Raw genomic sequence first — 13,443 nt, 5'->3', positions numbered from 1 at the left:
GCGGGTCGAACACCTTGTCACCCCCAGGATAGGTCGGTACGCCGCGCGGCGGTAGCGGGGCTGCGGAAATGGCTGGACTTGGCACCCGCAGGGGTGGTCAGGGACGGTTCCGCAGGAGGCTCGCGGGCCCCACGGCGGTGGACCCGAAGCGCAGCGCGGCGCGATCGACGGCCCGGTCCGCCTCGGACCAGCCGCGCTCCCGCTCGCCCAGCACCAGCTGACGCTGCACCGTGCTCCGCGGCACCAGCCCCTCGACCCGGACCCCCACCAGGCGCACCCTGGCCCGCTGCAGCGCGAGGGCGTCGTACAGGCCGACCGCGGTCCGGTAGACCTCCTGCGTCACGTCCGTGGCCTCCGGCAGGGTGCGGGAGCGGGTGATCGTGGTGAAGTCGGCGAACCGGACGGTGATCGTCACGGTGCGGCCGGCCACCTCGGCGGTGCGCATCCGGCCGGTCACCTTCGCGGTGAGCCGGAGCAGCTCGCGGGTGACCACCTCGCGGTCGTCGGTGTCCCGGCCGAAGGTCTCGCTGGCCCCGATCGAGCGGTCCGGCTCGTCCGGGCCGCGCTGGGCGACCACCGGGCGGTCGTCGACCCCCCACGCGAGCTGGTGCAGCTGGGTGCCGAGCCCCTGGCCGAGCGCCCGCTGCAGGGTGCGCAGCGGGGTATGGGCGACGTGGCCCACGGTGACCAGCCCCAGCCGGTGCAGCATCGCGCGGGTCTTCTCCCCCACCCCCCACAGCTCGCCGACGTCCAGCGGGTGCAGGAAGGTGGTGACGTCCTCGGGGCGCACCACCACCACGCCGTCGGGCTTGGCCCGGCGGGAGGCCAGCTTGGCGGTGCCGATGGTGGCCGCGACCCCGACCGAGCAGGTGATCCGCTGCTCGTCGTGGACCGCGGCCCGCAGCCGCTCGGCGATCTCCACCGAGGTGCCCAGCCGGAGTCGGGAGCCGCGGACGTCGAGGAAGGCCTCGTCCAGGGAGAGCACCTGCACCTGCGGGGTGACCCGGCGGAAGAGCTCCATCACCGCCGAGGAGACCGTGGTGAAGGTGTCGTAGTCCGGCGGCAGCACCACCGCGTCCGGGCACAGCCGGCGGGCGCGGGTCATCGGCAGCGCCGACCGGACGCCGTACGAGCGCGCGAGGTAGTTGGCCGAGAGCACCACGCCACGGTGGCCGCCGCCGACGATGACGGGTACGCCGGCCAGGTCGGGCCGGTCGCGGACCGCCACCGAGGCGTAGAAGGCGTCCATGTCCACGTGCAGGACCGGCGTGGGGTCGGCGTACTCCCGCTCACTCCCGCCCGGGACGTGGGGGGATCCGGTCGTCATGACGACCACCTCCCCCCACGCTGCGGGGGGCGCGGAGGCTCAGCGGGTGGCGAGCACGTGCAGCTGGGTGGCCAGCGGGAGGTACTCCGGGCGGCCGGCGACCGACCGCTCCAGCTCGACCAGCGCGGCGCTGGCACCGGGCTCGAGGTCGAGCAGCGAGCCGGGGACCAGGTCGGCGAAGATCCGGACGCCGTGCACGAGCGGGTCCGCGAAGCCGGCGTCGGCGAGCAGCCCGGTGACCTCCTCGGCGGTGAACCGGTGGCCGCCGCGCCCGGGGGCGCCGCCGGGGACGACGTCGAGCAGGTCGCGGGCCGCGGCGAAGTGGCCGGCCATCGCGCGGGCGATGACGGCGGCGTGCCGCTGCGCGACCAGCAGGCTGAGGGTGCCGCCGGGGCGCAGCACCCCGGCCAGGGTGTCCAGTGCGGTGGCGGGGTCGTCGACCATCTCCAGGACCCCGTGGCAGAGCACCAGATCGGCCTCGTCCACCAGGTCGCCCAGGTCGGAGAGGTCGCCCTGCTGGGCGGAGACCAGGTCGGTGACGCCCCGCTCGGCGGCGCGGCGGCCCAGCGCCGCCAGGGCGTCCGGGCTGGGGTCGACCACCTGGACCCGGTGGCCCTGCTCGGCCAGGGGTACGGCGAAGCCGCCGGTGCCGCCGCCGATGTCGACGATCCGGGCCGGCTCGGCGGAGCCGGCACCGGCCCGCTCCAGGGCGTCCTGGAGGGCGGCCCACACCACGGTGGTGCGGACCGAGTGGCGGCGCTCGCTGGGGCGGGGGCTCGGCATGGGCTCCACCCTAATGCGCGGGCCGTGCTCATCCGGGACTCCCGGGGCTGCGGTGCCAGAGCTTGCGGGCGACCTGCTGGGCGTCCTCCCCCGCGGGCTTGATGTCGGAGTAGGGCGACATCCGGAACCCGCTGGAGTGCACCAGCACCCGGCGACGGCCCATGCCGCCCGCCGTACCCCGCTCGCCGGGGGTGTCGGGCGCGGGCCGGTTCATCACCGGCCGGGTGGAGCGGCTCTCCGCCGCACCGGCGGCCTCCGCCTCGGTGAACCCGGCCTCCGGTGCCGCGGCGAGGAGCGCCCGGACCGCGGCGACCCCCTCCTCGCTGGAAGGGGCCTGCCGCCACAGCTGGTGCAGGGCCGGCAGCTCCCACGCCCCGGTGGCCCGCAGGGAGACCCCGCGCCGGCCGGTACGGCGCAGCTCGCCGCGCACCAGCAGCAGCCAGGAGCCGAAGACGGTCGCCGCATAGGGGCCCTGCGCGTCCTCGAAGAACGTGGCGTCCACCGGCCCGGTCGCGTCATCCAGGGTCAGGAACACCACCCGGCGCCCGGACCGGATCGGCGGGGTCTGGGTGGCGACCTTGACCCCGGCGACCAGCAGCTCGGCACGGCTGCGGCGGCGCAGCAGGTCGGTGCTGCGGGTGACGCCGAGCTCGTCGAGGAAGCGGGAGTACGGCGTCATCACGTGGCCGCTGGCGTCCAGGCCGAGGATCTCCAGCTCCGCCCGGAGCCGCTCGTCGGCGTCCAGCTCGGGCAGGCCGGACACCTCGCCCTCCTCCGGCGCGTCGCCCAGGTCGAGGGTGAGCTGCACCGACTCCGGCGCTCGCACGGCCTGCGGGGCGCGGGACTGTGCGGAGGCCCGGGCCCAGACCCCCGGCTCGGCGAGCGGGTGCCGCTCCAGCCCGGGGGCGTCCTCCCGGGTGTCGGGGTCGCTGCTGTTGCGCGCCGCGGCCCCCTCGGCCCGGGTGGTCGCGGGCAGCGCCCGCCGCCGGGCGGCCAGGCCGCGGCCGCGGGTGGCCCGGTCGACCGCGCGGGCGTGCGCGTCCAGGTCGGCGACCTGGAGCAGCAGGTCCCGGCGGGTGACCTTGCCCCGGCGGCCGCCGGGCACCGGGGAGCCCAGGCCGTAGACCCTGTCGAACCCGCCGGCCAGCACCAGCCGCTCGGCCACCGGTCGAGAGACGTGTGCGCGGTGCCAGAAGTCGGTCAGCGAGCGGTAGGGGCGGCCGGCCACGATCCGCGCCACCTCGGCATCGCTGATCCCCTTCACCTCGTCCAGCGCCAGCCGGATCCCCCAACGGCGGCCGTCGGGCCAGCCGTCGCCGACGGTGCGGCCGGGATGGCCGAGCACGGTGGGCGGCGGCTCGTCGAGGTCGGCGAGCCGCTCGACGACGTACTCCCGCTCCGAGGCGTTGACGTCCAGACCGAGCACCGCGATGCCGCACTGCCGGGCGTCGTCGAGGATCAGCCGTTTGGGGTACATCCCCGGGTCGTGGGTGAGCACCCCGGCCAGGAAGTGCGCCGGCCAGTGCGCCTTGAGCCAGGCGGACTGGTAGGTCGGCAGCGCGAAGGCGGCCGCGTGGGCCTTGCAGAAGCCGAAGGAGGCGAACGCCGCCAGCACCTCCCACGCCTGCTCCACCACCGCCAGGGGGTAGCCCCGGCCGAGCGCACGGGGGAAGAACCAGGTCCGGGTCTGCGCCATCCCCTCGACGTCGCCGAGCGCCCGGCGCTTCTCGTCCGCCTCGGCCAAGGTGATGCCGGTGAAGGTGGCGATCATCTCGATCACCTGCTCGTGGAAGACCACGACGCCCTCGGTCTCCTCCAGGATCGGCCGCAGGTCCTCGTGCAGGTAGCGCACCGGCTTCCACCCGTGCTTGACCTCCAGATAGGGGGTGATCATGTCGCTCTTCACCGGCCCGGGGCGGAACAGGGAGATGTCGGTGATGATGTCGGTGAAGGAGCCGATGCCGGACTTGCCGACCAGCTCGCGCTGGCCGGGCGACTCGATCTGGAAGACCCCGAGGGTCCGCGAGGCGCTGATCATGGCGTAGGTGGCCGGGTCGTCGAAGGGGACCTGCTCCTCGTCCTCGAGGTCCACCTCGACCCCGTCCACCCGGCCGATCTCGGCCACCGCGTGCGCCATCGCCGACTGCATCCGGATGCCGAGCACGTCCAGCTTGAGCAGCCCGAGGTCCTCCACGTCGTCCTTGTCGAACTGGCTCATCGGGAAGCCGGCATAGGACGCCTCGACGGGCGTCCGGTCGAGCAGGGTGGCATCGGAGAGCAGCACCCCGCAGGGGTGGACGGCGATGTGCCGGGGCAGCCCGTCGAGCCGCTCCACCAGCCGGAAGAGCAGGTCCAGCCGCTCGGCGGCCAGCCCGGAGGCGCGCAGCTCGGGCAGCTCGCGCAGCGCGGTGCGGGCGTCCCGGGCGCGGATGTGCGGGAACGCCTTGGCGATCGCGTCGATCTCCCCCGGCGGCATCCCGAGCGCGGCGCCGACGTCGCGCACGGCGTGCCGGACCCGGTAGGTGTCCATCATCGAGACGCACACGCACCGCTCGCCGCCGTAGCGGTCCAGGATCGCCCGGTAGACCTCCTCCCGGCGGGCCGACTCCACGTCCACGTCGATGTCGGGCAGCGCCCCGCGCAGCGGGGAACAGAAGCGCTCCATCAGCAGTCCGTGCCGCAGCGGGTCCACCCCGGAGACGCCGAGCAGGTAGTTGACCAGGCTGCCCGCGCCGGAGCCGCGGGCGGCGCACCGCACCCCGAGGTCGCGGATCAGGTCGGTGACGTCGCCGACGGTGAGGAAGTACGACGCGTAGCCGAGGCCGCGGATCACCTCGAGCTCGTCGTCGAGCCGCTTCCAGATCCGCTGGCGCGGGGCGTTGCCGTAGCGCTCGCCGATCCCCGCCTCGCAGCGGGCCCGCAGCATCGCGTCGGCGCCGGGCAGCGGATCCTCCGGGGACCCCGCGCCCCGGGCCGTCCGAGGCCCCGCGGTGACGTCCAGCTCGGGGAAGTGCACCTCCCCCAGCCCCAGGTCGGCGTGCGGGTCCAGGGCGCAGCGGTCGGCGACGGCGCGGGTGCGGGCGAGGAGTCGCCGCGCCTCCTGCTCGGACTCCCCCAGCCCGGAGAGCCGGGCGATCTCCTCGGCCACCTCGTGCATCTGCTTGCCGGACTTCAAGAACCCCTCGGCGTTGCCGCGGGCGGCGTGCGGGGCGACCTCGCGCATCCCGGCCGACCCGAGCGCGACCAGCCGGCGCGCGGCGTCCAGGACGTCCACGGTGGGAGCGTCGGCCCGGTCGGCGTAGCGCACGGCGTTGGAGAGCACCGTGCCGAGCCCGGCCCGCCGGGCGACGCCGGCCATCCGGGCGGCGTGGGCCGAGCTGCCCGGCCCCCAGGCGCCGCCCCGGCCGGGCAGCCGGTGGCTGACCAGCTCGACCAGCAGGTTCTCCGCAGGGACCGCCTCGCGCCAGGGCGCGAGCGCGGCCAGCCCGAGGTCGTCGCGGCGCCGGGTCGCGGCCGCCCCCAGCTCCGAGGCGGGGCCGAGCAACACCACCACGTCACCGGTCGCCAGCCACGGGGCCAGCAGGTCCAGCGTGGCCACCGGCTGCCCCCGCTCGCCGGCCAGGTGGGTGGCCGAGAGGAGCCGGCAGATCGCCGCCCAGCCGGCCCGCCCCCCGTGCGCGCCCGCGTGGGCGAGCAGGGTGACCCGCGGCAGGTCCTCGGGCCGGTGGGCCCCACCGCGCACCGGTGTCCGGGGCCGGTGCGCGGTGGGAGCCGGCGCCCCCAGCACCGGCGCCACCGCCAGGTCCACCCCCAGCACCGGGCGGATCCCGGCCTGCAGGCAGGCCTTGGCGAACTTCACCGCGCCGGAGGTGTTGCCCCGGTCGGTGAGCGCCAGGGTGTCCATCTCCTGCTCGGCCGCTCGCTCCACCAGGACATGGGGATGGGAGGCGGCGTACTGCCGGGAGTAGCCGGAGGCGACATGCAGGTGGACGAAGGAGTCGCCGGTCTGCACGGCGCCTCGCCTCAGGCCACGCCGCTGCCCGGCAGCGGCACCTGGCGGTGCCGCTCGGGCAGGTGGGGAGCCAGGCCGAGCGTGCGCTCCACCACGGCCAGGAACCGGTCGGCGTCCCGGACCAGGTCGTCGGCCTCCCGCTCGGTGACCGCGCGGGTGGAGCCGGCCTCGGCCGCGGCGCGCTTGCTCGCGCCGGCGGCGAAGAAGGCCGCCCACTCGGCGAGCTCGGGGGCCACCTCGGTCAGCAGCACCCAGGCGTTCTTCTGTCGACGGCTGCGGGCGGTGGCCGGGCGGGCCCGCGCCGCCAGGAGCGCGGCGGCCGACCGCAGCGCCGCCACATGGGCGCAGGCGTAGCGGGTCGGGACGTCCGGCGCGGTGATCGCCTCCTGCAGCGACTCCGCCGCGCGGGCGAGGTAGGAGTGGGTGGTCGCCGGCAGCGTGTAGGGGCTCGGCGCGGTGATCTGGTCCATCACGTCTCCTCTCAGTCCACGCAGCCGACGAGCCGCCAGCTGCCGTCGTGCCAGTCGAAGGACACCTCGAAGACCCCGCCGGGGTCCTGGGCGCCGCGGGCGGCCTCCACCCGCCACACGTCGCGCTCGGCCAGCAGGTCCACCGGGGCCAGCACCGCCGCCCCGCCGGAGCCCCCCGCTCCGGCGGGGGCGACGGCGCCGATCTCGTCGGACCCGATCACCGACCGGGCCTCGCCGCCGGCCCACCAGGCGCCCGTCTCCACCCAGTGGGCGAGCACCGACCGCACCTGCCACAGCCGGCCGCGCCACAGGATCTGGTCGGGTGCCTCGTCCCTGCCCCGGCGCACCTCGACGGGGTCGTCGTACCGCCTCATCGTCATCCCTCTTCCTCGCTCGGCTCATCGACCCCTGACACGCAGAGCGCGCTGCTTCGGGCCGATGCAGGAGATGCTGGCGGGGACCACCGACAGTTCTGGTCCGGCCCGGTGATCGAACAGATGTTCGAACACCTGAACGGTACACCGCCCTCCCCCGAGGGCGTCAAGGGCCGAGCGGGCCTGGGCTACTCGACCCGGACGTAGCGGCGGGTGTCGGCGTGGAAGAGGAACCAGAGCAGCGCGACCTGCAGCACCAGCGAGAGGGTCGCCAGCAGCACGAAGACCAGGGGCAGGCCCCGGTTGACCGACACGAAGGTGGTGAACATGGCGAAGGCGGCCAGGGCGACCAGGCACCAGCGCGCCCAGTTGTGCCCGCCGCGCAGGAAGGCCGAGAGCACCAGCGCCATCGCGGCGATGATCGCGAAGGAGGTGACCGCCAGGGGGATGAAGGACGGCACGGTGATCGAGCTGTTGTCCAGCGCCTCGATCCCGCCGGCGCGCAGCTGCTCCATCGCGTCGGGGTTGTCCCGTGCCCACGCCCGGACCAGGTCGTCGCGCAGCAGCCAGGTCAGCAGCGCCGTCACGCCGGAGATCGCGACGGTGCCCCACACCAGGGAGATCGCGGTGGTCACCGACCTCGGCACGACCACCCGGCCCGCGACGGCCTCCTGGCCGGCCCGGCCCGGCTCCTCGTCCATCGCTCCCCTTCCCAAGGGCTAGGGTCGGGTCATGTCCGCCGAGTCACAGCCGAGGCCCGAACATCCCGCCATCGCACGCTTCCGTTCCGAGCACACCCTACGTGGCGGCACCGGAGAGATCGTCAGCCTGCCCGCCAGCGTCCACACCGCGGCGCTGGCCGCGGAGGCCCTCGGCTGCGAGGTCGGGGCGATCGCCAACAGCCTGCTCTTCGACGCCGAAGGCTCCCCGGTGCTCATCCTCACCTCCGGTGGCCACCGCGTCGACGTCGAGGCGACCGCCGCGCGGATCGGCGTACCCGCCCTGCGCCGCGCCACGCCCGACTTCGTCAAGCAGCACACCGGCCAGGTGATCGGCGGGGTCTCCCCGTTCGCCCACCCGGAGCCGGTGCCGACCTACCTCGACCCCTGGCTGCGGCAGTACGACGTCGTCTGGGCGGCCGCCGGCCATCCCGCCGCGGTCTACTCCACGACCTATCCGGAGCTGCAGCGGATGACCGGCGCGACCGAGGTGGAGGTCGCCTGATGGAGATCTGGCTCAACCCGGCCTGCTCGAAGTGCCGTACGGCGGTCAGCGAGCTCGAGGCGCAGGGGCTGGACCTCACGGTGCGCCGCTACCTCGACGACCCGCCCACCGCGGAGGAGATCGGGGCCGTCGTCGAGCGGCTCGGCCTCGAGCCCTGGGACCTCGCCCGGGACAAGGAGGCGCGGGAGGAGGGCATCGACCTGCCCCGCGACGCCGAGCACCGCGCCGACTGGCTGGCCGCGCTCGCCGCCCACCCCCGCGCGATCCAGCGGCCGGTCATCACCGCCGCCGACGGCACCACCGTGATCGGCCGCGACGCCGACTCCCTGGCCCGGGTCGCCGACGCCGAGCGGGGCTGACGGCCAGCTGTAAAGCGGTGTTCCGGAATCCTCTGCGGCGTTCGAACACCGCAGAGGATTCCGGGACACCGCTTTACAACTGATGGGGGCGGCGGGGATCGGCGGGAGGCCGGGCTAGGGTGCGCGGCATGGCGCGCGTGGTGGTGATCGGCGGGGGGTACGGCGGCCTCGCGGCGGCCGCCCGGCTGGCGAAGCTCGGCCACGAGGTGACCCTTCTGGAGCGGGCGGCGGAGACCGGCGGCGCGCTCGGCACCGTCGAGCGGCTCGGCTTCACCTGGGACGCCGGGCCGACCAGCACCCTGATGCCGGCGCCGATGCGCGACCTGTTCCGCAAGTCCGGGCGCACCCTGGAGGCCGAGCTGCGAGCCGACCTGGAGCCGCTGCCGGTGATCCGGGAGCATCGGTTCCCCGATGGCACGAGCCTCGCCCTCCCCCACGGCCGCGGCGCGCAGCTGCACGCCTGGGACGAGCTGGCTCCCGGGCTGGGCGAGCGCTGGGTCCGCTTCGTGGAGGCCTACGCCGATGACTGGGAGGTCATTCGCCGGCGCTACGCCGAGGTCCCGTGGGACCGCGAGCCCCGGCGTACCCCCGAGGCCAGGGAGCTGCTCTCCCGGCTGGACTCCCGCGAGACCCTGCGCAAGCGGCTGCGGCACGACCTCAAGGACGAGCGGCAGCGGCTGGTCGCCGGGCACCCCTTCGCCGCCGACGGCCACGACGTCCGCGACGTCCCGGCCTGGGCCGGGCTGGTGTCCTACCTCGAGCAGCGGTTCGGCGCCTGGCGGATCCCCGGCGGCCCCGGGACGCTCGGCGCGACGCTGCGCCGCCGGCTGGAGACCCGCCGGGTGCAGGTCGTCACCGGCGCCGAGGCACGCGACATCGTGGTCCGCGACGGTCGGGCGGTCGGGGTCGCCACGGACACCGGGGACCACCCCGCCGACGTCGTGGTCTGCGGGATCGACCCGCGGCGGCTGCCCGCGCTCGCGGAGTACGTCGTCCGCACACTGCCGGCCCTCCCGCCGACGATCGCCCACGTCGGCCTGGACGCCGACCCGGCACCCGACCTGGCCCACGAGACCGTCCTGCACGGCGAGCCGCTGCTGGTGGTGCGCAAGGGCGGCACGGCCCCCGAGGGCGGCAGCGCCTGGACGGTCCACGGCCGCGGGCGCCTCGACGACGACCTGCTGGCCACCCTCGCCCGCCGCGGGCTCGACCTCCGCCCGCACGTGGTGGCGCGGGTGGACCGGACCCCGCGGGAGCTGGTGGAGCAGTGGGGCGGCTCGCCGTACGGCGTCCTGTGGCAGGGCCGTGGGACGGTGCGGCAGCGCCTCGGCCCGGACACCCCCGTGGCCGGCGTCTACGCGGCGGGGGCGCACGCCACCCCGGGCGCCGGGCTGCCGTTCGTGGCGCTGTCGGCGGCCCTGGTCGCCCAGCGCGTCGGCCCGGCCTGAGCGGGGACCGAGCCCGCTCCGAGTCAGGGCCGCCGATCAGACCGCGATCCGCAGCCCCGCGAAGATCTCCCGGGTCGCCCGCGAGCGGTTGAGTGTATAGAAGTGCAGCCCCGGCGCGCCCCCGTCGAGCAGCCGCTCGGCCACCTCGGTGGTGATCCGGATCCCCTCGGCGCGCAGGGCGGCGGGGTCGTCGCTCAGCGGGAGCAACCGGGCGGTGACCTCCTCGGGCAGCTCGCGGCGAGACAGCTCGGCCATCCGGCGCATCGACTTCAGGCTGAGCACCGGCATCACGCCGGGGATGATCGGCATGTCGACCCCGACCGCCCGCGCGCGCTCGACCAGCCCGAAGTAGTCGTCGGCGCGCAGCACCATCTCGGTGACCGCGAACTCCGCCCCGGCGTCCTGCTTGGCCTTGAGCACCCGCGCATCCTCCTCCAGCGAGGAGGCGTCGACGTGGCCCTCGGGGAACGCGGCCACGCCCACCCGGGCCGGTACGGTCTCGCGGACCAGCGCCACCAGCTCCGAGGCGTAGGCCAGCCCGCCCGGGGTCGCCTCCCACGGGGAGCCTGGCCCGCCGGGCGGGTCGCCCCGCAGCGCCATCACGTGCCGGACCCCGGCCCGGTCGAAGGCACGGAGGACGGAGACGATCTCCTCCCGGGTGTGGCCGACGCAGGTGAGGTGCGCGACGGGCACCAGGTCGGTCTCGCGGGCGATCTTCTCGGTGATGGCGACGGTCCGGTCGCGGGTGGTGCCGCCTGCGCCGTACGTCACCGACACGAACGTGGGCCGGTAGGGCTCCAGCTCGGTGATCGCCTGCCACAGCTGCTCCTCCCCGGCCTCGTCGCGGGGCGGGAAGAACTCGAAGGAGAACGACCGCTCACCGCTCTCGATGAGCTCGCGGATGCCGCGATCGCTTCCCTTCGTCATGGCACCAGGGTAGGCCCGGGACGGGGTGCGGCCGCCGCTCGTCCACTGGCTAGTCTCCTGGGGTGAGCGCCGACACCGCCCGCTGGGACGACACCGACTTCCGCGCCCGGGTGCAGGCGGTGCTCGACGACTTCCTCGCCGAGCAGGCCGTGCGCCTGGAGCCCCTGGGCCCGGACGCGGAGCGGCTGCTGGCCGAGGCGCGCACGGCGCTGAGCGGCGGCAAGCGCTTCCGGGCCGCCTTCTGCTGGTGGGGCTACCGCGCGGTGCGTCCGGACGTCGCCGACGAGGACGCCCTCGCGCGCGCCTGCGCGTCGCTGGAGCTGCTGCACGCCAGCGCGCTCGTGCACGACGACTACATGGACGCCTCCGACACCCGGCGCGGCCACCCGGCCACGCATCGCGCGTTCGAGCGCGAGCACCGGGCGGCGGGCTGGCGCGGCGACCCGGAGCAGTACGGCGCTGCCGCGGCCATCCTCCTCGGCGACCTGCTGCTGGCCTGGTCCGACGAGCTGCTGCGGCACTGCGGGCTGCCCCTGGCCGAGGTCGCGCCCGCCCTGGACGTCTTCGACCGCTGCCGCACCGAGGTGATCGCCGGGCAGTTCCTCGACGTCTCGGTGCAGGCGCGCGGGCGGGCGGACGTGGACACCGCGATGACCGTGCTGCGCTACAAGTCCGCGAAGTACTCCATCGAGCGGCCCCTGCACATCGGCGCGGCGCTGGCGGGCGCCGGCGAGGAGACGCTGGCCGAGCTGTCGGCGTTCGGGCTGCCGCTGGGCGAGGCGTTCCAGCTGCGCGACGACCTGCTGGGGGTGTACGGCGACCCGTCGGTCACCGGCAAGCCCGCCGGCGACGACCTGGTCGAGGGCAAGCGCACCGTGCTCGTGGCCCTCGCGCTCGACGGGGCGCCGGCGGAGCAGGCCCGCGAGCTGGACGAGGCGCTCGGCTCGCCGCTGACCGTGGAGCAGGTCGAGCGGCTGCGCCGGATCATCGACGACTCCGGGGCGCACGCCCAGGTCGAGGCGGTGATCGAGGAGCTCGCCGCGCACGCGCGCACCTGGCTGGACCGGGCGCGGATCGACGACGGAGCCCGCGGGGTCCTGCACTCCCTCATCGGCGCCGCCACGCGCCGCGTCGTCTGAGCGGGGCCTCAGTCCAGGGAGGCCAGGCCGGGCACGTCGGGGCCGTCGCCGCGCAGGAGCACGGTCAGCGGCCCCTTCCCCGCCGCGGAGGCCCGGGTCCGGAAGATGTCGAGCAGCACCAGGAAGGTCCGCTCGTCGGAGCGGGCCAGCGTGGACCAGCCGTCCCAGAGGAGCACCAGGCCCGCCGTACCGGTGTCGACGTCGCGCAGGCTGTCCTCCAGCGCGTCCAGGTTCCGCCCGTAGGTGGCGGGGAAGCCGAGCGCCTCGCCGATGGCGGCCAACACCTCGGCCTTGGTGCCCGCGACCCAGCCGTCGACGTACCCGAACCGGTGGTCGGTCTGCTCGACGGTGTGCCGCACCTCGGGGACGTCGAAGGCCGCGTGCCAGCGGTAGACCCCCGCCGGCTCGTGCCCGGCCAGCACCGCTGCCAGACCGCTCATGAGCCCTCCCTCCGGATCCGTGCGAACGAGCTGTAGTGGTCCTCGGTCCAGTAGTACTCCCCGCCGGAGCCGGTGACGATCCGCTTCGCGCCGCGATGGTCCAGCCCGGGCGTCTCGACGGTGTACTCGCGGTAGTAGCCCTCCGCCTCGTCGGGCAGGATCCCCTCCCGGTTGGAGAAGACGGTGTCGTCCTCCTCGTAGGGGTAGGGCCCGTCGGCGTCGATCAGCGCCAGCGTGTCGATCGCCTCCGGGGGCAGGTCGGCCTCGGCGACCCACGGCAGCCCGCTGTCGGGGTCGGTCCCGCCGTCGTCGGTCGGGACCGTGGAGGACGTCTCCGAGGGGTCGGACGTGGCGGAGTCCTCGGTGTCCTCGGTGGGCGTCGGCGAGGGCTGGGCCTCGGCGCTCGCCGACGAGGAGGGCGCCGCGGACGGGTCCCGGGCGGCGTCGTCGCCCTGGGTCCACCAGACGACGACGGCCAGCGCGATCGCGATCAGCAGGCCGACCAGGCTCCGCCGCCCCCGCGAACCGGTGCCTGTCCCGGTGCCGTTCGCCATCTCAGAAGCCCATCGCCTGCGCCCGGCGCTTGACCTCGCTGCCGCGGTTCTCCCGCAGCGCGTCGATCGGCCGGCCGGGCAGGTCGAGGTCGCTGAAGATCCAGGCGATGCACTCGCGGTCGTCGTACCCGTTGTCGTGCAGCTGGGTCAGCAGGCCGGGCAGGCCCTTGACCGGCAGCCCGTCCTCGATGAACAGGGCGGGCACGCCGGGGCGCTCGCCGGGGGCGGGCACGGCACCGGCCAGCTCGTGGTCGCGGATCATCGTGCGCACCTTGGCCGGGGTCACCTCCAGCTGCGCGGCGGCCTGGTCCCAGTCCAGCCAGTCGTCGACCAGGGCGGAGAGGTCTCGCTCCGAGAGGGGTACGTCGCTCATGATGCGGCAGTCT

14 protein-coding genes are annotated in these 13,443 nt (G+C 75.3%); 4 read left to right on the top strand and 10 right to left on the bottom strand.

The genetic code is table 11. From position 1 onward, the window contains the following. Positions 1 to 97: 97 nt before the first annotated feature. The 6 genes from dinB to K8W59_RS05740 all read right to left on the bottom strand — a co-directional run bounded on the left by dinB (position 98) and on the right by K8W59_RS05740 (position 7,667). On the bottom strand, positions 98 to 1,327 hold the full coding sequence (gene dinB, locus K8W59_RS05765) for a DNA polymerase IV (RefSeq protein WP_223397890.1): 1,230 nt from the start codon (positions 1,325 to 1,327) through the stop codon (positions 98 to 100). Positions 1,328 to 1,366: 39 nt separating this feature from the next. Beyond that, on the bottom strand, positions 1,367 to 2,110 hold the full coding sequence (locus tag K8W59_RS05760) for a methyltransferase domain-containing protein (protein WP_223397889.1): 744 nt from the start codon (positions 2,108 to 2,110) through the stop codon (positions 1,367 to 1,369). 28 nt (positions 2,111 to 2,138) lie between these two features. Next, the gene (locus K8W59_RS05755) at positions 2,139 to 6,122 is read right to left on the bottom strand and encodes a DNA polymerase III subunit alpha (protein WP_223397888.1); all 3,984 of its coding nucleotides are present in this window, start codon (positions 6,120 to 6,122) and stop codon (positions 2,139 to 2,141) included. A gap of 11 nt (positions 6,123 to 6,133) precedes the next feature. Continuing rightward, the gene (locus K8W59_RS05750; protein WP_223397887.1) at positions 6,134 to 6,592 is read right to left on the bottom strand and encodes an SAV_6107 family HEPN domain-containing protein; all 459 of its coding nucleotides are present in this window, start codon (positions 6,590 to 6,592) and stop codon (positions 6,134 to 6,136) included. A gap of 11 nt (positions 6,593 to 6,603) precedes the next feature. Then, positions 6,604 to 6,966 (bottom strand): DUF6504 family protein, encoded by a 363-nt coding sequence (locus K8W59_RS05745; RefSeq protein WP_223397884.1) that lies wholly within the window; start codon positions 6,964 to 6,966, stop codon positions 6,604 to 6,606. Positions 6,967 to 7,154: 188 nt separating this feature from the next. Continuing rightward, positions 7,155 to 7,667, bottom strand: coding sequence for a hypothetical protein (locus K8W59_RS05740; protein ID WP_223397883.1), 513 nt, complete (start codon positions 7,665 to 7,667; stop codon positions 7,155 to 7,157). 31 nt (positions 7,668 to 7,698) lie between these two features. Here K8W59_RS05740 and K8W59_RS05735 point away from each other — a divergent pair, with 31 nt between their 5' ends. From K8W59_RS05735 to K8W59_RS05725, 3 genes are all read left to right on the top strand, one after another. After that, positions 7,699 to 8,190 carry a YbaK/EbsC family protein gene (locus K8W59_RS05735; RefSeq protein WP_223397882.1) on the top strand — a complete coding sequence of 164 codons (492 nt, stop codon included), beginning with the start codon at positions 7,699 to 7,701 and terminating at the stop codon, positions 8,188 to 8,190. Beyond that, positions 8,190 to 8,549: an ArsC/Spx/MgsR family protein gene (locus tag K8W59_RS05730; RefSeq protein ID WP_223397881.1), complete on the top strand. Its 360-nt coding sequence runs from the start codon at positions 8,190 to 8,192 to the stop codon at positions 8,547 to 8,549. The genes K8W59_RS05735 and K8W59_RS05730 overlap by 1 nt, the downstream gene beginning before the upstream one ends. A gap of 128 nt (positions 8,550 to 8,677) precedes the next feature. Next, a complete protein-coding gene (locus K8W59_RS05725) occupies positions 8,678 to 9,997 on the top strand; it encodes a phytoene desaturase family protein (RefSeq protein WP_223397880.1) in 1,320 nt (439 codons plus the stop codon). A gap of 36 nt (positions 9,998 to 10,033) precedes the next feature. Here the strand turns inward: K8W59_RS05725 and metF are convergent, their stop codons facing one another. Beyond that, entirely contained in the window at positions 10,034 to 10,924 is an 891-nt protein-coding gene (gene metF / locus K8W59_RS05720; RefSeq protein ID WP_223397879.1) for a methylenetetrahydrofolate reductase [NAD(P)H], read from the bottom strand. A gap of 62 nt (positions 10,925 to 10,986) precedes the next feature. Between metF and K8W59_RS05715 the strand changes: the two genes are divergently transcribed. Further along, a complete protein-coding gene (locus K8W59_RS05715; RefSeq protein WP_223397877.1) occupies positions 10,987 to 12,063 on the top strand; it encodes a polyprenyl synthetase family protein in 1,077 nt (358 codons plus the stop codon). Positions 12,064 to 12,071: 8 nt separating this feature from the next. On the opposite strand, the gene K8W59_RS05710 is transcribed toward K8W59_RS05715, so the two are convergent. From K8W59_RS05710 to K8W59_RS05700, 3 genes are read right to left on the bottom strand one after another with little or no spacing between them, the layout of a single operon-like run. Then, positions 12,072 to 12,503 (bottom strand): barstar family protein, encoded by a 432-nt coding sequence (locus K8W59_RS05710; RefSeq protein WP_223397874.1) that lies wholly within the window; start codon positions 12,501 to 12,503, stop codon positions 12,072 to 12,074. Continuing rightward, positions 12,500 to 13,057 (bottom strand): ribonuclease domain-containing protein, encoded by a 558-nt coding sequence (locus K8W59_RS05705; RefSeq protein WP_223397872.1) that lies wholly within the window; start codon positions 13,055 to 13,057, stop codon positions 12,500 to 12,502. The genes K8W59_RS05710 and K8W59_RS05705 overlap by 4 nt, the downstream gene beginning before the upstream one ends. A 1-nt stretch (position 13,058) precedes the next feature. Next, positions 13,059 to 13,430, bottom strand: coding sequence for an Rv2175c family DNA-binding protein (locus K8W59_RS05700; protein ID WP_223397869.1), 372 nt, complete (start codon positions 13,428 to 13,430; stop codon positions 13,059 to 13,061). Between the last annotated feature and the right edge of the window lie 13 nt (positions 13,431 to 13,443).

This window comes from Nocardioides rotundus (genome assembly GCF_019931675.1).
GTDB classification, from domain to species: domain Bacteria; phylum Actinomycetota; class Actinomycetes; order Propionibacteriales; family Nocardioidaceae; genus Nocardioides; species Nocardioides rotundus.
Note: the sequence above shows the minus strand (reverse complement) of the source record. Positions and strands in the feature narration are given on the sequence as shown.